This is a genomic window from Candidatus Hikarchaeum yamanae (assembly GCF_009889665.1).
In the GTDB taxonomy this organism is placed as follows: domain Archaea; phylum Halobacteriota; class Halobacteria; order Halobacteriales; family Hikarchaeaceae; genus Hikarchaeum; species Hikarchaeum yamanae.
In genome coordinates this window covers 1-17,332 of sequence record NZ_WTZR01000010.1, presented here as the reverse complement: position 1 = coordinate 17,332, position 17,332 = coordinate 1, and the positions used below count along the sequence as shown (strand labels likewise).

20 protein-coding genes and 1 tRNA gene are annotated in these 17,332 nt (G+C 42.9%); 10 read left to right on the top strand and 11 right to left on the bottom strand.

Features of this window, described 5'->3' with window-relative positions:
* Positions 1-211 precede the first annotated feature (211 nt).
* A complete protein-coding gene (locus ACM9H2_RS04760; protein ID WP_415488755.1) occupies positions 212-2,533 on the top strand; it encodes a xanthine dehydrogenase family protein molybdopterin-binding subunit in 2,322 nt (773 codons plus the stop codon).
* A gap of 5 nt (positions 2,534-2,538) precedes the next feature.
* Here ACM9H2_RS04760 and ACM9H2_RS04755 read toward each other — a convergent pair whose 3' ends face one another.
* A complete protein-coding gene (locus tag ACM9H2_RS04755; protein WP_415488753.1) occupies positions 2,539-3,291 on the bottom strand; it encodes an MIP/aquaporin family protein in 753 nt (250 codons plus the stop codon).
* 104 nt (positions 3,292-3,395) lie between these two features.
* Between ACM9H2_RS04755 and ACM9H2_RS04750 the strand changes: the two genes are divergently transcribed.
* The 5 genes from ACM9H2_RS04750 to ACM9H2_RS04730 all read left to right on the top strand — a co-directional run bounded on the left by ACM9H2_RS04750 (position 3,396) and on the right by ACM9H2_RS04730 (position 6,546).
* The gene (locus ACM9H2_RS04750; RefSeq protein WP_415488751.1) at positions 3,396-4,025 is read left to right on the top strand and encodes a nucleoside monophosphate kinase; all 630 of its coding nucleotides are present in this window, start codon (positions 3,396-3,398) and stop codon (positions 4,023-4,025) included.
* A 46-nt stretch (positions 4,026-4,071) separates the two neighbouring features.
* Positions 4,072-4,971, top strand: coding sequence for a DUF106 domain-containing protein (locus ACM9H2_RS04745; protein ID WP_415488749.1), 900 nt, complete (start codon positions 4,072-4,074; stop codon positions 4,969-4,971).
* Between the two features lie 39 nt (positions 4,972-5,010).
* The gene (gene cmk, locus ACM9H2_RS04740; protein ID WP_415488747.1) at positions 5,011-5,547 is read left to right on the top strand and encodes a (d)CMP kinase; all 537 of its coding nucleotides are present in this window, start codon (positions 5,011-5,013) and stop codon (positions 5,545-5,547) included.
* Positions 5,537-6,421, top strand: coding sequence for an RNA-guided pseudouridylation complex pseudouridine synthase subunit Cbf5 (locus tag ACM9H2_RS04735; protein WP_415488745.1), 885 nt, complete (start codon positions 5,537-5,539; stop codon positions 6,419-6,421). Before cmk ends, ACM9H2_RS04735 begins: the two co-directional genes overlap by 11 nt.
* Before the next feature lie 52 nt (positions 6,422-6,473).
* Positions 6,474-6,546: transfer RNA gene (locus tag ACM9H2_RS04730), tRNA-Pro, on the top strand.
* Between the two features lie 56 nt (positions 6,547-6,602).
* Here the strand turns inward: ACM9H2_RS04730 and ACM9H2_RS04725 are convergent.
* A complete protein-coding gene (locus tag ACM9H2_RS04725) occupies positions 6,603-7,382 on the bottom strand; it encodes a hypothetical protein (protein WP_415488743.1) in 780 nt (259 codons plus the stop codon).
* 136 nt (positions 7,383-7,518) lie between these two features.
* Here ACM9H2_RS04725 and ACM9H2_RS04720 point away from each other — a divergent pair, with 136 nt between their 5' ends.
* On the top strand, positions 7,519-7,707 hold the full coding sequence (locus tag ACM9H2_RS04720; RefSeq protein ID WP_415488741.1) for a hypothetical protein: 189 nt from the start codon (positions 7,519-7,521) through the stop codon (positions 7,705-7,707).
* Between the two features lie 10 nt (positions 7,708-7,717).
* Here ACM9H2_RS04720 and ilvD read toward each other — a convergent pair whose 3' ends face one another.
* Complete coding sequence (gene ilvD / locus ACM9H2_RS04715; protein ID WP_415488739.1) at positions 7,718-9,445, bottom strand: dihydroxy-acid dehydratase; 1,728 nt, start codon at positions 9,443-9,445, stop codon at positions 7,718-7,720.
* Positions 9,446-9,526: 81 nt separating this feature from the next.
* On the opposite strand from ilvD, the gene ACM9H2_RS04710 reads away from it, so the two are divergent.
* From ACM9H2_RS04710 to ACM9H2_RS04700, 3 genes are read left to right on the top strand one after another with little or no spacing between them, the layout of a single operon-like run.
* Complete coding sequence (locus ACM9H2_RS04710; RefSeq protein ID WP_415488737.1) at positions 9,527-10,495, top strand: beta-ribofuranosylaminobenzene 5'-phosphate synthase family protein; 969 nt, start codon at positions 9,527-9,529, stop codon at positions 10,493-10,495.
* A gap of 50 nt (positions 10,496-10,545) precedes the next feature.
* The gene (locus ACM9H2_RS04705; RefSeq protein ID WP_415488735.1) at positions 10,546-11,004 is read left to right on the top strand and encodes an adenylyltransferase/cytidyltransferase family protein; all 459 of its coding nucleotides are present in this window, start codon (positions 10,546-10,548) and stop codon (positions 11,002-11,004) included.
* Positions 11,005-11,010: 6 nt separating this feature from the next.
* Positions 11,011-11,409, top strand: a complete 399-nt coding sequence (locus ACM9H2_RS04700) for a VOC family protein (protein ID WP_415488733.1) — start codon at positions 11,011-11,013, stop codon at positions 11,407-11,409.
* Here ACM9H2_RS04700 and ACM9H2_RS04695 read toward each other — a convergent pair whose 3' ends face one another.
* The 8 genes from ACM9H2_RS04695 to ACM9H2_RS04660 form a co-directional block, all read right to left on the bottom strand.
* On the bottom strand, positions 11,410-12,366 hold the full coding sequence (locus ACM9H2_RS04695; RefSeq protein ID WP_415488731.1) for an MBL fold metallo-hydrolase: 957 nt from the start codon (positions 12,364-12,366) through the stop codon (positions 11,410-11,412).
* Positions 12,367-12,441: 75 nt separating this feature from the next.
* Positions 12,442-13,899: a preprotein translocase subunit SecY gene (gene secY, locus ACM9H2_RS04690; RefSeq protein ID WP_415488729.1), complete on the bottom strand. Its 1,458-nt coding sequence runs from the start codon at positions 13,897-13,899 to the stop codon at positions 12,442-12,444.
* Between the two features lie 5 nt (positions 13,900-13,904).
* The gene (locus ACM9H2_RS04685; protein WP_415488727.1) at positions 13,905-14,372 is read right to left on the bottom strand and encodes an uL15m family ribosomal protein; all 468 of its coding nucleotides are present in this window, start codon (positions 14,370-14,372) and stop codon (positions 13,905-13,907) included.
* A gap of 3 nt (positions 14,373-14,375) precedes the next feature.
* Positions 14,376-14,840 (bottom strand): 50S ribosomal protein L30, encoded by a 465-nt coding sequence (gene rpmD, locus ACM9H2_RS04680; RefSeq protein WP_415488725.1) that lies wholly within the window; start codon positions 14,838-14,840, stop codon positions 14,376-14,378.
* Entirely contained in the window at positions 14,840-15,490 is a 651-nt protein-coding gene (locus ACM9H2_RS04675; RefSeq protein ID WP_415488723.1) for a 30S ribosomal protein S5, read from the bottom strand. Before ACM9H2_RS04675 ends, rpmD begins: the two co-directional genes overlap by 1 nt.
* Positions 15,487-16,041, bottom strand: coding sequence for a 50S ribosomal protein L18 (locus ACM9H2_RS04670; RefSeq protein ID WP_415488721.1), 555 nt, complete (start codon positions 16,039-16,041; stop codon positions 15,487-15,489). The genes ACM9H2_RS04675 and ACM9H2_RS04670 overlap by 4 nt, the downstream gene beginning before the upstream one ends.
* Complete coding sequence (locus ACM9H2_RS04665; protein ID WP_415488719.1) at positions 16,041-16,490, bottom strand: 50S ribosomal protein L19e; 450 nt, start codon at positions 16,488-16,490, stop codon at positions 16,041-16,043. The genes ACM9H2_RS04670 and ACM9H2_RS04665 overlap by 1 nt, the downstream gene beginning before the upstream one ends.
* Positions 16,487-17,332 (bottom strand): 50S ribosomal protein L32e (locus ACM9H2_RS04660; protein WP_415488717.1); only part of this gene is annotated, 846 nt, incomplete at its 5' end. The genes ACM9H2_RS04665 and ACM9H2_RS04660, both read right to left, overlap by 4 nt.

Sequence of the window (17,332 nt, the reverse complement as noted above, 5' to 3'; positions counted from 1 at the left end):
CTTAGGTTTCTCGGAGGGTAGAGGAGGAATGCAATGGATTTTCAAAGTAAGAATGCATAGCGTAAAGTGGCCGATGATGGGTATAGATTCGGAGCTCAGTCCCATGCTATGACGAACCCTATGAGTACGGAGGCCATATGAAATATTATTTGTCAAAGAGAGGGAGCTAGTCCAGTAACGCTTAACCTGAGAGTGACACAAACTATAGGCAATGACCAAAGTGAAAGTTTCGGGGACAGAAATACCAAGATTTGAAGATGTTCCACTCATAAAGGGGGAAGGGAAATATACAGATGATTTTCAGCCGGATGGATTGACTTACGCTGCAATTCTTAGAAGTCAACATCCACATGCAAAAATAGTTTCGATCGAGGTAGAAGCGGCAAAAAAAATAGAGGGTGTCATAGCAGTATACACCAGTGAGGATTTAGAAATTGCTCAGATTCCAGGGGTGTTTCACATAAAGGGATCATTTGAGGGACAAAGGGACAGTAAATTTCCAATCTTGGCTCGAGGATTTGTGAGATACACAGGAGAACCTATTGCGATTGTTATTGCAGATGATCGATATGTAGCACACGAAGCGCTTTCTATGGTTGGAGTCAAATATGCGAGATTAGAGAGTAGTGGTGATATTTGGTCTTCAATTGCAGAAGATGCACCCATAGTCCACATAGGGAAGGGGAAGAACAACATAGCGCTGGATTGGAAATATGGAGATAAAAAAAGTACGCGGGCGGCATTTGATGATGCAGATCACATATTTGAATTAGAGATGGTAAATCAAAAACTCCATCCAGATGCTATGGAACCTCGAAGTGTAATTGCAGAATATAGTGAGGACACTGGTAGAGTTACGGTGAGAACTTCGACTCAAACGCCGCATGGTATTAGAAAGAATATATCTGTTGCCCTAGGTTTGTCAGAAGATCGTATTCGGGTGATTGCACCAGATGTAGGAGGAGGTTTTGGTAGTAAAGGGGGTTCACCGTATGTGGAAGATCCATTGGTAGTGTGGTGTTCCATGCAATTGAAACGTCCAGTTAAATGGACAGGAAGAAGGTCGGAAGTGCATCATTCGGACCACCATGGGAGAGGGTTTTTTGTCAAGGGGAAAATAGCAGTTGAAAAAAGTGGAAAGATAAAGGGGGTGGAATTTGAAGTTGTTTTTGACATAGGGGCATATCTTGTATGGGGAAAAACGCCCGCGGCTAATTTTAGACATTTATCATCGGGGGCATATCAGATTCCAGCAATATATGGGAATGTCAAAGGGGTTTTCACCAATACGGCTCCAATTGGCCCGTACAGAGGTGCGGGGAGACCAGAAGCGATATACGCTGTTGAGAGGGTTGTGGATCATGCTGCGAGAGAGATGGGAATGGATCCTGTGGAATTCCGACGTATGAATTTAGTTCCCTCAGAGGCATTTCCCTATGAAACTGCAGTCGGGATGACATATGATAGTGGAAATTATGAACTGGCACTCGACGAGGCTCTAGAAATGCTTGATTATGATAAAACCAGAATTTTACAAAAAGAATTAAGGGAGGAGAATAGGTATATTGGAATCGGATTTTCTACTTTTGTGGAAAATACAGGCACAGGTCCATCAGTTCCGGAGAGTGGGAAGATTGTATTTGGAACAGATGGGATTGTAAAGGTGTATTGTGGGACCGCAGATCATGGTCAAGGTCACAAAACAGCATTTCGTCAAATTTTATCTGATAAGTTGGGAGTTCCCATGGAGGTAATAGAAGTATACGAAGGAGATTCAGATGCATTGGGGCACGGGGTGGGGACTTTTGGTAGTAGGAGTATTGCCGTTGGCGCAAGTGCTCTTGTCAAATGTGCAGAGATGATAATTGATAAAAGTAAACAAATTGCGTCGTGGTATTTTGAGGCCCCTATAGAAGATATAGGATTTGAAGATGGTGATTTTTTTGTAGTAGGTTCAAAGGATAAATCAATAGAAATGGAGAAAATAGCTATGATGGCACATAGAGAAGAGGGCCTCCCAGAAGAGATAGAGAGGGGATTGGAAGCCGAAGCTTTGTATGATCCAGTAAGCAACGCTTACTCGTTTGGGACACATATTGCAGTAGTTGAGGTTGATGCGGAATCGGGAGAAGTTAAATTGGAACGGTATATTGCAGTTGATGATTGTGGTGTGCAAATTAACCCATTGCTTGTAGAAGGGCAGCTGCATGGGGGCATTGTGCAAGGGATTGGACAAGCTTTGTATGAAAAAACTGTTTACGACAGTGCAGGGAACTTACTTACAGGGACATTACAAGATTATGCACTTCCAAGGACATTTCACATACCAGATATAGAACTAGGATCAACAGTTACTCCTTGTCCTCATAATCCATTGGGATCAAAAGGGGCGGGGGAATCGGGGGCCATTGCTGCCCCTCCTGCCATAGTAAATGCAGTGATTGATGCTCTACAGCCATGGGGTGTAAAATCAATAGACATGCCCATCACAGACGAAGTTGTGTGGCAAGCGATTAAAGAGAAAAAAATATAGAAAGACTACTCAGAGTTTAAGAATATTTGATCGTAGAAGTATACTGCTGCAATTGCCCCGAGAGTTGGTGCAAGAATATAAATCCAAGCTACACCCCAAAGATCGGGCCCCCCATAAATAGTATTTACAATATATGGTCCGAGAGATCTAGCTGGGTTGAATGATGCACCGGAAATGTTTCCTGTAGCAAACACACCCATGGCGATGATGGAAGCTATTCCGAATCCAGCGAAATTTTCTGGCGCGCGTGAATCGACAGCGAATGCCATAACACCGAACATTAAAAAGAAGGTGATGATGAATTCGACCAAAAATGCCTGCCCCACGGTTACACCAGGGAAAGGTGCAGTTGCGCCCATACCACCGATAGTGGCAGCCACAGTTCCGCGAACTAGCACGAAAAGTATTCCTGCAATGGTTGCTCCAAGAATCTGGGATACAATATAAACAGCGCTTGTTTTTGCGTCTATTCTTTTTGTGACCCAAAGTGCGATTGTTACGGCAGGGTTGATATGGGCCCCAGATACACGTCCGAAGAGGTAGATTGGGATTCCCACTGCGAATAGATGGGCGATTGCAATTCCAGTCCATCCGAGTGCACCATGCCCCAATCCATTTAGGACATATGTGCCATATTCAACCGAATCGGGGACTGTCAGAAATTCAATTATTACGGAACCAACACCGAAGAATAAAATGGAAAAGGTTCCAAGAAATTCTGCGATGGCTTTTTGAGTTAATGTGTAATTAGATGACATATCTCAACATAGGCAGAATTGTCCAATATATTTCAAGATTCGGTTATTGAAAACAGGAAAAACTTTTCTGTAAGCATATTACCGTTCCCGCGAAACGAAGGGGTATGAAACTGCCCAAAATCGTGCTTCTTGGGCCACCTGGGGCGGGGAAAGGCACTCAGGGGAGCTTGATGTCAGAATATTTTGGAATTGCACATATAACTACAGGGAATGCGTTAAGAATAAACAGAGATCTAGAAACGGAACTAGGAACCCCAGGAAGTTTCATCGATCGGGGTGAATTAGTTCCAGATTCGATCGTCAATGAGATTGTGGAAGTTGAGATAAAGAAGGCAAGTGGGTTTGTACTAGATGGGTATCCGCGCAATAGAAAACAGGCAGAATATTTGAGTACTATTTCTGAGATTGATAAGATCATATACTTAGATGTGGCAAGTGAAGAATTGATTAAACGCCTTTCAGGGAGACGTGTTTGTTCCTCTTGTGGTGAAAATTACCATATTGAATTTCGTCCCTCGAAAAAGAATGGAAAATGTGATTTATGCAGTAGTGAACTGGTACAGAGATCAGATGATCAGGAAGAGACTATTTTGAATCGATTGAGAGTATTTTCGGAACACACCGAACCGGTTTTAGAATACTACATCAATCGAGAGGGTTTTGTAAGGATAGAAGGTAGAGATAATCCAGAAGATGTTTGGGAAAGCATTAGAAAAATTTTCGAAGAGGGTTAAATAAATGAGAATGTCTACTTACAAAAGATTAGAGGGGGAATAGATAATGGCTCGAATTGAAAGGAAAGTTGCAGGGTTGATAATGAGAGATGCAGGGATAGTTGAATCCATTCGAACCGTTCTTGAAAAAAGTGTAGATGGGGAGGTAGAATTGGACTGGGCAGATGTGAGAGGAGAAGTTACGAGTGGGCATTGGGGAAGGCTCATAGAAACGGGAATATTAAAAGAGGGGAAAAAAGGTTTTCAGGTTTCAGACGCGGCTACGATTAAGCAGACGATAGAAAATTTTGATCAACCGAGGGCAAAAAAATCAAAAACGAAGTCGGATGCAGAGGGTAAATGGACGAAGTGGGACAAAGCTGCTGCTGTTTTTGCAATAAGTTTGTTTGCAGGGTATTCTTTTACAGAAGTCAGGGAATTAATTGGGAGGGGCGTAGATTTACTGATCGGTCCGGCAGATACTGTGCTTCCATTTTACCTCGTTATAATGATATTGGCATTATTTACAGGACTATATTCCACACTTCTCCAGGCTAATTTGATGGATATGGAAAAGATGGGAGAATATCAATCTGAAATGAAAGAGTTACAAGAGCGGCAAAAAGCGGCCCAAAAGAGTGGAGATAAAGAAGAAATGGAAAGGCTGCGAGAAGAACAAATGGAAGCAATGGGAGATCAAATGGGAATGTTCAAATTGCAATTTCGTCCGATGGTGTGGATAATGGTATTCACAATACCGGTATTCTTGTGGATATATTGGAAAATACTAAGTGGAAATATAGATCCGAATGAGGTTACAATAACAGTTCCATTTGTGGGAGAAGCGGATTGGACGGAGGGGCTAGTAGGACCAATTCAATTGTGGATCGTATGGTATTTCATGTCTTCCATGGCATTTACCCAGGTGATTAGAAAGGCATTGAATATCAGAACGAGTCCAACGTAGAAGGGATCTCTTTTTAATTAAGAAGGCCGAATAGATCACATGCTGTTAACTGTTTCGGGCCCCCCGGGGAGTGGTAAAAGTACTGTTGCAGAAGGAATAGCAGTTAGGCTCGGTTTGGAATATATAAGCGGGGGAACGGTCTTTAGAAAAATAGCAGAAGATCGTGGAATATCAGTGGGGGAGTTGAATAAGGTTGCAGAAGATGATGATTCAATAGATAGAGAATTGGATGAAAATATAAAGCAAATTGCATTGGTAAAAGATAATGCAGTGATAGAATCACGGTTGGCAGGTTGGATGGCAGGTGAAAACGCAGACATACGAATATGGCTCGATGCTCCAATTAGTATACGGGGACAGAGAATTGCCAATAGAGAAGATGGAGAAATAGACCAAATTTTAAAGGAAACTAAAGAAAGAGAAGCATCAGAAAAGCATCGTTATGACGAATATTATGACATTGATTTTTCAGATTTATCAATATATGATTTAGTAGTTGATACATCCGAAGAAGATGCAAATGAGGTAGTGGAGAGGATAATGCGATTCATAGAGGTGTTTGGTGATGAAGCTTAGAGAACCACCTGAAGATAGGAGTATATCTGAGCTGATGTCATTTGGAGTAATAAATATAGACAAACCAATAGGTCCTTCTTCTCACCAAATCTCGGCGTGGGTTAGAGAGATAGTGAAAGTTGGTAAAACGGCTCATTCGGGGACATTAGATCCAAAGGTCACAGGGTGTTTACCAATCTTACTAGGAGATGCAACGAGGTTATCAAAATTACTACTGGGTAAAAAAGAATACATAGTGGTCTTAGAATTGCATGATGAGGGAAAGGATGAAACAGAATTAAGTCAGGTTTTAGAAGAGTTCAAGGGAGAAATTTATCAAAAACCACCGAAAAAAAGTGCAGTTTCGCGAAAAGTACGCGTTCGTGAAATATACGACATAGAACTACTTGAAATTAAAGGGAGAAAAGCACTACTTAGAGTTGAGTGTGAAAGTGGGACATATATTAGGAAATTGTGTCACGATATAGGTTTAATTTTGGGACAGGGGGCGCATATGGGAGATCTTCGGCGAACGAAGAGCTATCCATTTGATGATGGGGAATTATCAAAATTGCACGAATTGGTCGACGCGGTGGAAATTTGGAAGCAGGAAGGAAATGAAGAGTTGATAAGAGAGATAATACACCCAGCAGAGTCAATTTTAGAAGGAATACCAAAAATAATAATTTCACAAACGGCTGCCATGCAGGTTGCAAATGGTGCCCCTGTATATGCACCAGGAATAATTTCTGCAGAGAAAAAGGAAATATTAACAGAAGGTATGCGAGTGGTGTGTTACACTCAGGGGGGTTCTGCCGTTTGTCTTGGAGAATACACTGGAAAAATTGATTCGAAGAAAGGAAAGGTAGTAGAATTAGAACGTGTATTGGTGTGAGAGATAGAGATTCGAAGGGCTTAAACCGCGACCAGATCTACGGTTTTCCTATGGGGCCGTGGGGTAGTTTGGTATCCTCGGCGGCTGGGGGTCGTCGGACCTGAGTTCGAATCTCAGCGGCCCCAATCAAACTGTACTTTAGAAGATAGATTTAGAAGATAGGGAAAGAAATTTGAGAAGACTAAGTCAAGGTAAATTCAACATTTAAAGCATTAGATACTTTCATGTCTATTTCATCACGTAGCAAAATTTTTGCATTGTAAGTTCCAGGGGAAAGAGAGGTGGTTGGAAAACGGATAGCGTGAACTATGATTTGCACATTTCCAGGTTTTCCCGTGCTCTCCGAGGTTTTAGATTTTGTTGCCACTTCGTCCGAGGTAGATTTGTTGGTGAGAGTAACTTGTTCTCGGACTTTGTATTTTCCGGTGGGGTGAACCAATGCGCGATATTTGAATGCTATTAGGATAGAGTCACCAGCTTTGGAGCTAGTCAATTTGTTATTAGTAACGTCGTTGATGGAAGTTAAAGCAGATACTAAATTTGCTATTTCAAGGTGGGGCAGAGTTTCAGGAGGGGTTGCAGGGGGTGATTCTGCTGGAGGTGATTCTGCTGGAGGTGATTCTGCTGGAGGTGATTCTGCTGGAGGTGATTCTGCGGGGGGGTCGGCACTACTGACATCCGATACATCTGATTTTCTTTGTACGTTTGGATCCCAGGGTGCGTAATCTTTAGAATCCACCATCCCGTCCCCATCGGTATCTACTAATGGCTCGGGTTTTGGATCCTTATTGAAGGGGTTAATGCGGCTTATGATGCCTTTTTTTTCGGTGTTACTAGATGGCGGGGATTTGGTTTTTTCAGCTACAGAGGTTTGTTCTTTCTCGCCTCGGAGATTTGAGATTTGAGAACATCCAGAAACAGATATGGCCACCAAGAGTGATATGAAACCTCGTCGATGCATAGTTTGGTATAGGCGGTAGCTACCAATAAAGTAATCCAATAGCAATGGAGAAGAAAATTAATAAAATTTGAAGAGTTTAAAGCGAAGGGAAAACCATGTGAAAAAAGTTTTATAATTAGTAATTGAGTCAAATAGTATGGAAACAAAACGTCTGCAAAAAATGTTTGTGTCGGGTGTGTCGTTGTTCATACTAGGGAATATTCTAGAAATGGGGAATATTTTGGAAGTTGAGAGGAACGTAGTAGTAATACTAATGGTTGTTGGTTTGGCATTGGTAATAGGGTCTATCATACCACTAGTAACGGAAAAATATTCTACAGAGTAGAGAGATTGGATTAAGGTTTATTTAGAGCGGGATTGGTGGTTGCCCCATAAGCTGCGGATCCGAAACTTTGACCATATTTTGCTAGGACACCGGAAGAGTAGTTTGGAGGGGGTCTAGACCAATTTTTCATTCGTTGCTGTAGTTCATTTTCGGAAAGATCGACGGATAAAATTCGATTTGGGATATCTAAAGTGATAATATCTCCATCAGATATAGAGGCGATGGGACCTCCCGAAAATGCTTCGGGTGCAACATGCCCAACCATCGGGCCACGGGTTGCTCCAGAAAATCTTCCATCTGTGATCAATGCCACATCGCTTTCGTGTCCTTGGCCTACAACGGCTGCAGTAACTCCGAGCATCTCGCGCATTCCAGGGCCGCCTTGAGGTCCTTCATTTCGGATTACAAGAACATCTCCTGAAGAAATATTTCCTTCTTGGACCCACTTCATTGCGTCTTCTTCACATTCAAAGACTCGTGCAGGACCCTTAGATTGTAATTCCTCATCTCCTGTGATCTTTAGTACTGCACCATCAGGGGCTAGGTTGCCTTTGAGAATAGCGAGAGATCCTTGTTTATGTAAGGGGTCGGAGAGGGGCCTAATAACTTGATTATTTATTTCTTCGTCGGGGGGCAACGTTAGAGAGCTAAGTTCTTCTGAGATTGTGTTTCCAGTTACAGTTTTTGCATCTCCATCGAAAAGACCGCCTTCGATTAATCTACGTATAATGACAGGGATGCCACCTTGTTGGTGAAGGTCTGCCATGACAAATGTTCCTCCGGGACGGAGGTTGCATATGTGAGGTGTATTTCTACTTATATTATCAAACTCAGAGAGAGTTAGTGGAATTTTTGCTTCTGCAGAGAGGGCCAATAAATGCAGCACAGCATTGGTAGAACCACCAATTGCAACTAGTAAAGAGATAGCATTCTCAAATGATTTTTTTGAAAGAATATGAGAGGGTCGCAATTGGTTTTTAACACAAGAAGCAGCTAATTTTCCTGCTTGTCTAGCAATTATTCTGCGTTCTGCAGTGACTGCAGGTGCGGTGGAAGACCCAAGAGGGGCTAGGCCTAATGCCTCGCTAAGAGAGGCCATAGTGTTGGCAGTGTACATTCCAGCACAAGAACCAGCTCCGGGGCAAGCTGCATGCTCTAAGGCATCTAGTTGTTCTCGGGAGATATCACCTTCCGCATATGCTCCAACGCCCTCAAAAACATCTTGAATAGTGACATCTGCGCCATGATATTTTCCAGGAAGTATCGTCCCCCCATAGACGAATACAGAGGGCAAATCAGTTCTAATAGAAGCCATCATCATTCCGGGAAGATTCTTATCACAGCCAGCTATTGTGACGAGGGCATCTAGTCGTTCGCCGAAAGCAACTAGTTCTACTGAATCTGCTATGACTTCACGGGAAATGAGAGAAGCCTTCATGCCTTCAGTTCCCATAGAGATTCCATCTGAAACAGTTATAGTCCCAAATTCGACTGGCATGCATTGAGATTCTTTGATTCCTTCGATTGCTTCTCTAGCGATTTCATCTAGGTGTACATTACAAGGAGTGATATCAGCGGCGGGGTTTGCAATTCCGATCATAGGAGAAGAAAGATCGGAATCATCATACCCCATTGCGCGGAACATGGAACGGTGTGGAGCTCGTTCGGGGCCTTTGGTTATATCTGCACTTGGAAGAGAATCGTCTTTAGTGTCAATGGTTTTTCCGGGCCGAATCATGGTAGAAAGTTGTTTCGAAGAGTCTTAAAAGATGCGTGATCGTGCAGAAACGTCTTTACCTGATAGTTGTGAGGATAAGATATGGTCGTTCGGGTAGTTGCAGGTAGTCGACTGCATTTTGGGTTTCGTAACTTGTGTTTAGAAGAATCGCACGTATACGGAGGGATAGGAGTGTGTCTCGAAGATCCAAAAGTAGTCCTGACCGCGGAACCAGAAAAAGGAATCATATGTGATGATGAAAGTGCTAAGGAGTATGCCCAGAAGGCTGTGGATATATTAGGAGTGGAAGGGGCAAAAGTTGAAATAAAAGAAAAAATACCCACCCATATGGGGTTGGGAAGTGGGACTCAATTGGCACTTGCCGTGTATACAGCTATTGCAGAGACATATGGGATAGAACCGAAAAGTCGAGAGTGTGCTCCAAAACTAGGTCGGGGGGAGAGAAGCGGAGTGGGGGTGGCGACTTTTGAGCAAGGGGGGTTTAATATTGATAGAGGGCAAGAAGCCAGTTCATTGTCAGTTTTTGATGAGGAGAGGAGATCGGGGTGGGAAGTACCAAGCATTAAAACTAATCTTAGAATCCCAGAGGAATGGATTTTTGTGGTTGTAAAATTAGAAACTAGAGAGGGATATAGTGGAAATGAGGAGAAAAAATTAATAAATTTTGTTATCAAGGAAGCTAGATTGGATGTCACTAAGGAGATAGATCGGGTGATAGATAGAATTTTGATTCCTGCTATCCAAAATGAAAACTGTGCTGAGTTTGGGTTTGCGGTTGGGGAAATAAACCGTCTTAATGGAATCTGGTATGAAAAATGCCAAGGAGGAGTATATCGACCTCCAATTGGCGATGTAGTGGGAAAATTAAAGAATAGTAGTAATATTTTTGGAGTGGGGCAATCTTCGTGGGGACCTTCGTTATATTGTGTGACAAGTGAAGAATATAGAAAAGATGTAGAAGGAGTCGTCCAGGAGTTGTTAGACGGTTTGGGGATGAGTGGTGAGATAATTATGGCAGCCCCTAGGAATAAAGGAGCAGAAGTCACGTGAGAAATATACGAATGGCTATACTGATACCCATACAATCCTTATAGGTGGATATGAAAAGAGTGATGGCCCAAGGTGTATTCGACTTACTGCATCCTGGACATATCTATTATTTGTCTGAAAGTGCTAAATTGGGAGATGAATTGCACGTGGTTATTGCTAGAGATTCGCGTATAAAACAGAGGAAGAACATCTTCATGGGAGAAAATGAGAGGAGAGAAGTTATAGAATCGATGGGGATGGTAAGTTCTACAATTTTAGGATCTGAAGGGAGTTTATTTGATAGTGTAAAGAAGATAAAACCAAATATCATAACATTAGGACATGACCAAGAATTTGACATAGATTCATTAAAAGGGCAGCTTAGAGAGGCTGGGTTTCCAGATATCGACGTAGTTAGGATAGGAAACTACGAGAGAGAAGGGCTGCAATCTTCGAGTATGATCAAAGAACACATCCAATTGCAGGAGGGAAAGGAAGTTTTCTTTTCTAGAAAAGAGAGGAGAAATTAGTTGACCATGTCCAAACTGATTCAATTATATTTGATGGTGAGTGATCTAAAAAATTCAAGAGACTTTTATGAGAGAGTGATGGGATTGTCACCAAAAAATGGGGGAAAGGGGACTTGTGCATACGAAACAGGTAGTTGTGAATTGAAACTGCAAGTAGATTTTGATCCCACAGCTTTGAAGGCATTTAATTTGGACCCCCCAAGAGATGGAAACAGAGGGGATGGTTCAGTTTATATTGTGACAATTGATGGTGAAATTGACCAAATATATAAAAGAATAAAAGATGCTATTAAAAATTCGGATGGAAAATTAATAACAGAACCCAGAGAAGTTCCATGGGGAGAATCTATGTTTCTAGTGAGGGATCCAGACGGGTATTTGATTGAGATTAGAGGAGGCCGGTGACTAAAAAATAGTAGATATATCTACAGAAGGGGTAGTTAGAGAATACAATCCATCAGAGGAAGTTACGATATTCATAGATTCCAAATATTCAAGATGGGCGAATATTTCACCAGATCCATATAGTGCATGAATTCCATCGAGTTGGCCGAATATCCGAGTACTGAGGTTCCAGATATCAGTAGGATTTGTTAGTAGAGAAACGATTTGGTCGAGTCGGTCTCGGTGGTGTTGGAGAATTTCGTCGATTCGAGGATTTGGTTCCAATATTTTATGCCGATGTCCAGGGTAGAATATGTCTAAATTATGATTTTTAAGCTGCAAGAGACCGTCACGGAATTGAGAAAGCGAAGAAGTGACTCGGAGATCTGCACCGCCAATGTTGGGAGTGTAAACGGGGAGAACAGCATCTCCTACAAATGCGATATTAGTTTCGTTTAGTAAAAAACAAGAAAGTCCCAGTGTATGGCCAGGGACGGGGAGTATTGAGAAAGAATAATTTTCACATTCTATTTGGTCGCCAGCATCAAAATCAGTTGTTCGGGGAGGCGGTCCCCCTAGTCTATGACCAAGTTTGAGCACATCGATGAGAGGGTCGAGTTTGGCAGGAGGTACATGCCACTCTATAAATCTTTTTTCGACTATGTGGAGCAGCTCAGCAAGAGCAGAGGGATCTTTTTCCACCATAGGAGAATCTTTTACATGGCAGTAGACCTTTGCTCCGCTTTCTTCCTGGATCGTCCCTGCCAAGCCAACATGATCTGCGTGCCAATGGGTGAGTAGAATGGTATCAATGTCTGAAATGGAATGGCCATATTTGGATAGTTCTTGTTGGAATTCCACATGGATTTGTGGTGAAAATAGGCCAGTATCTATGAGAATGGTTTCATTTCCATCATCTAATAAATAGGCATTATTTTTTCCTTCAAATTCTGTGTTTGATAGAGATATCCTATGCACATCGTATATACAAAACTAAGTAGCATTACCGTTTCGGGAAGAGATGGAGTTCGAGGGGACAAAAAGAGAAGAAAATTAACCAAACATTTGACGCATCATAGGGTGCATCTCCATAAGTTGTTCTTCCGCTATTTCTTCATATAGCTTATATACAATAGAAACAGTGAGGAGTAGCCCAGTTCCTCCGACTGCTCCGATGGTCCCTAACATATTGGCACCTACGGCTAAGAATCCTACAAGTGCACCGCCGACTACAGTAACGAGTGGGATATATCTTTGCATGACTTTTTCCAGTACCGCAGGGTTTCTTCGGAATCCGGGGATTTGCATCCCAGACCGTTGAATTTGTTGGGCAGTTGCCGCAGGGCCCATATTGGTGGTTTCTACCCAGAAAATAGCGAAAATTGCACCCCCAATCACCATAATGAAGAGATCAGCTGAAACGCGTAATAGAATTTGCCAGGGCTCTGCTGCGGTTTGTCCTAACCACCACATCCAATCTCCAGGAGTCATAATGGGATTCAAATAGTAGAAAAAGCCACCAACAGGTTCATTTGAAGAATAAACACCGAGCCAAGAGGGCATATTGCTCATTTGAGAATCTAGAATTCTACCTAAAAACTGAATATTTGCTTGTACAGCCCTGACAAGGATCATGGGTAAGACACTTGCATAGATCAATTTTACAGGGAAACGACCTTTTGCGCCTCTGACTTTGGAGTGGCTCAGAGGTATTTCAACTCGAACAGACTCGCAGTAAACAACGAGTCCAAAAATGAGAAGTGTAGTGATGAGGGCTAGAATTTGACCCTGGCCAAATATTAATTCTTGAAAGCCACCAGAGAAGAAAGGAGAAACCTGGATATTTCCTAATGCCATTCCAATCCAAGTGGGAATGAGTCCACTAGGTTGAGTATCAGATCCAAGAGTGAAGATCCCTCCAACTAGATGTTGACTGACGCTTGCTACAATAAATAGTCCCACCCCAGAACCAATACCCCATTTGGAAACAACTTCATCCATATAGAGTATGAAAATTCCACCTGCGAAAATCTGGGCAAATATTATCCAGCGGACTGCATTGAGACTGACGCCTAACTGAGTACTTACGAAGGGATCAGCAGGTAGAAATCCACCAGCAAATACCATAGGGAATCCAGTTAGAATAACCATTAAAATGACCAAAAACTTCTGAAGTCCTTGGTATATAACCTGGTCGGCAGGATTTGAAGTGTCCAGACCTAAAAGATCTGCACCAGCTAGCAACTGCAAAACTATACTCGCAGTGACGATGGGTCCGATTCCAAGTTGAAGTATAGAGCCCTGTTCACCGGCGAGGATGGACCGGAATTGTCCAAATATATCTTGGGCATTCCCACCTAGACCGTAAAGAGTGACATTGGTCAAATAAAAATAAACCACTAGAACTAATAAAGTCCAAAGCATTTTTTGCCGGAAGGGGACGTGTTTGGTTGGACGCCTGACTACGGGAATACGGGAAAGAAGAGGTGCTATAGATTCTTTCCAAGTCATAAAAGTTATTCCTCTTCAATGTGTGAATTTCCGGTGTAGATTACAGTTCCTCCAGCAGATTCGATCTGAGTCACAGCTTTTTGTGAAAAGGCGTCGGCAGTTATCTCGAATGCGTGATTGATTTGACCTGAAGAAAGAATTTTTACTGAATCGGATTCACAAATGTTCTCGAACATATCTCGAGCGCTTAGTCGGAAACCTTCCTTAGTTTTTTCTGCAATTCCTGCATCTACAAGGGATGTGATTTGCTCGTCCAGGTCCTGGATATTAATAGGAAATATTTCGCGTCCTTTCTCAGTACTAGTTGGACGAGTGAATCCATGCTTTCCTAGAGGGGGATGTAAATGGATATGATGTTTATTCCGCCCTGCGTTTCCGCGGCCTCCACGATTGCCAGCACCGCGGCGATTTTTGTGAGTTCCGCCGCCGTGAGTTCGAGAGCCTCTTTGTCTTCTTTTTTTGATAGTAGTCATGAGTTATCGCATCGAGTTAAGGAGTTGATCAATCTCCTCAGTAGTGTGTTTTCCAAGTTGTCCGCCTTCTTTGGTGGGGTGTTTAATACCCCGGTGACCTCCGCGTGGCGGATGCAGTCTTAGTACGGGGGAAAGTCCTTGGGATCGGAGTGTTGTTTCCTCTGAAATGAGAGCTTGGGTTAGATGGGCTATGGAATCATATTCTGTGTTGTTAGAGATCCAAGCGTCGTCTATAGTTGCAGCTCCTTTGAGTGGTTCTGCACGGCGAGAAATTATCTTCTCCAAGACCGAAAGGCTTGGTTCCCCATAGGCTACGTAGTCATGTACTTTGGTGATCATACCACGATAGGTATCTGTTTCGGGTATTAACGCGCAATGGTTCACGTGGTGTAAGTTTAGCATTTTAAGAGTATCCCGGGTTTGAGAAGTTATGTTAACCTCACCGCGTAATTGTACAATGGCTTTCATTAATTTGTCTCCTGTCTGGAAGATATGGCTCGTTGATTATTAGCGCTGCGGAATTGGGATGCATTGTCTAATGCATTGAAAGTGGCTTTGGCCAAATTCATTGTCGTTCTAGTTTTACCGTAGGATTTAGTCCAAGCATCTTGGATTCCAGCGAGTTCCAAGATGGTTTTAACAGTAGGGGCAGCTGCCAGGCCGAGTCCAGCAGGAGCAGGGAATAATTCAACAATAACGCTACCAGATTTTCCTTTAGTCTTCATGGCGAGGGAATGGGGATCTGCAGATCTACTTTCCCAAGATCCAGAACCATGAGGTACTTGAATAATATTGAGTTTTGCGGCTGCAACTGCTTTCTGAATTGCTGCACCGACTTGGGTTTCTCGGCTTTCTGCATAGCCTATGAATTCAGTTTTATCACCGATTGCGACGCAACACCTAAATTTAACACGCCTGCCGGAATCAGTCATTCTTTGAACCATATTAATGTCGAGAACGCGATCTTCGATTCCAGGCAATAAGTGATCGACTATTTCAGGTTCTTTCAAAGGGAGTCCAGAGTTGAGTGCATCTTCCATTGAAGTTATTTCTTCATTTAGTACCATGTGCCCAAGTCTTGTGACAGGTTCCCAAGTATTTTCTACTGGATCGGTCATGGGGATTCCTCCTTAAGGCTTTCAAGGATTTCATCGAAATGAGTTGGCAACGTCGTCAAATCGAAATCGTTAGAAAGTTTATTATTAGTTTTTTCTGCAAATTCTGCGATATGTTCTCCCCGGATCCGTTCCCAAGATCCAAATGCTACCTCGCTGTGGGGGACGTCAAGTCCCGCGTCGATTGCGCCTTTATGTGCTGCAAATGTTTTTGATCCTTTAGTACCGGAGTGCAAACCAATATCCAATACGGCTTCTTTTATTCCAATGGAGAGTGCTTTTTTGCCTAAAAGGAAACCTGTCAAATATGAGGAAGGGAGGTTATTTAGGGGTGCTTTCCAACCATAACTCAAAAGATCTTTTGAGCTTACAGAAACTACTGTTTCGTCTCCAATAGATCCGAGATTGATTAACTGTACTGAGATATATTTATTACTAATCCGTACGACCATTCGAGAAGTGCCAGATTTCAGCAACGGTAATCGTTGGTGATAATTGGTTATGCCTTCTCTCCTTCGGCGCATTGGGACATTGTATCGAGGGCCTTTAGCCATTAGTTTCCTCCATAATTATTTTCCACATAAGATGCTAAATGTTGGGAGCTTCTGAATTCCCCACCAGTTGCTTTTCGATAGACTATTCGATATTGTGTTGGGTCGATAGTTCCATTTTCTCTTAGTTCCCGGAGGAGCTTTCGTTGGGCTCGAATATTGGACATCCATTTTTTCTTTCGGTTTTGTCTGGCCCCAGCCCTACCTTTTCGGGATCCATGACCAGATCTATGACCGTATGCTCTTTTTTGATTTTGTTCTCGTGCACGTCCACGGGAATTTCCTTTTGCAGGGGTCTTTTTGATCATTTTTTGATCAATTAAATTGCGTATATCCTCTCGAGTTATGGCTTCAGAAATTTGTTCTTCGGATTCGGGATCAAGCCACACTCGACTTTTTCCGACTTTGAGAACTTCAGATGCCAATCTCCGTTGCGTACTGAGGTTTGTCATTGTAGACTCACCTCTTCGTAAGAGGGGTTAAGGACGCGGATTCCATTTTCTTCTGCGATATCTTCGATTCGTTCTCGTTTTCGGTTGCCAACAGATGCCGCAATACGGATGGCTTCAATGGCTGGATCGATATCGGATAAATCTTCAGGCCGGTGGACGTGAACCTCTTTAAATCCACTAGCATGGAGACCGCGAACAGAAACGGGAGTCCGATACCCAGCCCGGACAACCTCTCCGTGCCCTCCTCTTCTTCGTCGTTGTTTGGAATGCGTTCCGCGAGGTCTTCTCCAAACTGACTTGTGTTTATTCTTAGTGAGTCTTTTTTTCATATGGCCGTCTTGGCGATTGAAAGTTGGTTTTCCTTCGCGTTGCTTTTGGGCCAATAGTCGTTTGTCTTTGGGACCTAGCTCAGGAATTTTTCCAACATGTCCGCGGGGGCGGAGTTCAACTGTGGTGGGATCGGGAGTGTCTTCGACAGGGGGCTTCGTGGGGGGAGTTACTTTTTCTTCAAGGTCTATATCACCTATACTGGCTTTTATTCTAGCTGCTAGAGCAGTGCTTATTCCTTCAATCGAAGAGAGCTCATCTTGGCTAGCGTTTGTGATATCAGCTATGGTCTTAAATCCAGCTGCACGGAGAGAATCTGCACGGGTAGGAGTGATTCCGCTTATACTTAGGAAATCGTCGTTTGAATCAGTAGGAACTGGTTCGGATGGCGCATCTGCAGGGGAGATTTCTTGTTCCAGTATTTGAACTGCTTCCTTTATTTTCTCAGCGAGATTTTCACTGATTCCTGAAACTGCGGCGAGGTCGGTTACTCCTGCAGCTTGTAGTGCCTCGAT

What these genes read in the sequence shown, in the direction of transcription:
- cmk (WP_415488747.1), top strand. Translation starts at nt 5,011, where the DNA reads ATGCTGTTAACTGTTTCGGGCCCCCCGGGGAGTGGTAAAAGTACTGTT.
- ACM9H2_RS04725 (WP_415488743.1), bottom strand. Translation starts at nt 7,382, where the DNA reads ATGCATCGACGAGGTTTCATATCACTCTTGGTGGCCATATCTGTTTCT.
- ACM9H2_RS04685 (WP_415488727.1), bottom strand. Translation starts at nt 14,372, where the DNA reads ATGACTACTATCAAAAAAAGAAGACAAAGAGGCTCTCGAACTCACGGC.
- ACM9H2_RS04670 (WP_415488721.1), bottom strand. Translation starts at nt 16,041, where the DNA reads ATGGCTAAAGGCCCTCGATACAATGTCCCAATGCGCCGAAGGAGAGAA.
- ACM9H2_RS04760 (WP_415488755.1), top strand. Translation starts at nt 212, where the DNA reads ATGACCAAAGTGAAAGTTTCGGGGACAGAAATACCAAGATTTGAAGAT.
- ACM9H2_RS04710 (WP_415488737.1), top strand. Translation starts at nt 9,527, where the DNA reads ATGGTCGTTCGGGTAGTTGCAGGTAGTCGACTGCATTTTGGGTTTCGT.
- ACM9H2_RS04675 (WP_415488723.1), bottom strand. Translation starts at nt 15,490, where the DNA reads ATGACCGATCCAGTAGAAAATACTTGGGAACCTGTCACAAGACTTGGG.
- ACM9H2_RS04705 (WP_415488735.1), top strand. Translation starts at nt 10,546, where the DNA reads ATGAAAAGAGTGATGGCCCAAGGTGTATTCGACTTACTGCATCCTGGA.
- secY (WP_415488729.1), bottom strand. Translation starts at nt 13,899, where the DNA reads ATGACTTGGAAAGAATCTATAGCACCTCTTCTTTCCCGTATTCCCGTA.
- ACM9H2_RS04745 (WP_415488749.1), top strand. Translation starts at nt 4,072, where the DNA reads ATGGCTCGAATTGAAAGGAAAGTTGCAGGGTTGATAATGAGAGATGCA.
- ACM9H2_RS04750 (WP_415488751.1), top strand. Translation starts at nt 3,396, where the DNA reads ATGAAACTGCCCAAAATCGTGCTTCTTGGGCCACCTGGGGCGGGGAAA.
- rpmD (WP_415488725.1), bottom strand. Translation starts at nt 14,840, where the DNA reads ATGAAAGCCATTGTACAATTACGCGGTGAGGTTAACATAACTTCTCAA.
- ACM9H2_RS04700 (WP_415488733.1), top strand. Translation starts at nt 11,011, where the DNA reads ATGTCCAAACTGATTCAATTATATTTGATGGTGAGTGATCTAAAAAAT.
- ACM9H2_RS04665 (WP_415488719.1), bottom strand. Translation starts at nt 16,490, where the DNA reads ATGACAAACCTCAGTACGCAACGGAGATTGGCATCTGAAGTTCTCAAA.
- ACM9H2_RS04755 (WP_415488753.1), bottom strand. Translation starts at nt 3,291, where the DNA reads ATGTCATCTAATTACACATTAACTCAAAAAGCCATCGCAGAATTTCTT.
- ACM9H2_RS04720 (WP_415488741.1), top strand. Translation starts at nt 7,519, where the DNA reads ATGGAAACAAAACGTCTGCAAAAAATGTTTGTGTCGGGTGTGTCGTTG.
- ACM9H2_RS04735 (WP_415488745.1), top strand. Translation starts at nt 5,537, where the DNA reads ATGAAGCTTAGAGAACCACCTGAAGATAGGAGTATATCTGAGCTGATG.
- ilvD (WP_415488739.1), bottom strand. Translation starts at nt 9,445, where the DNA reads ATGATTCGGCCCGGAAAAACCATTGACACTAAAGACGATTCTCTTCCA.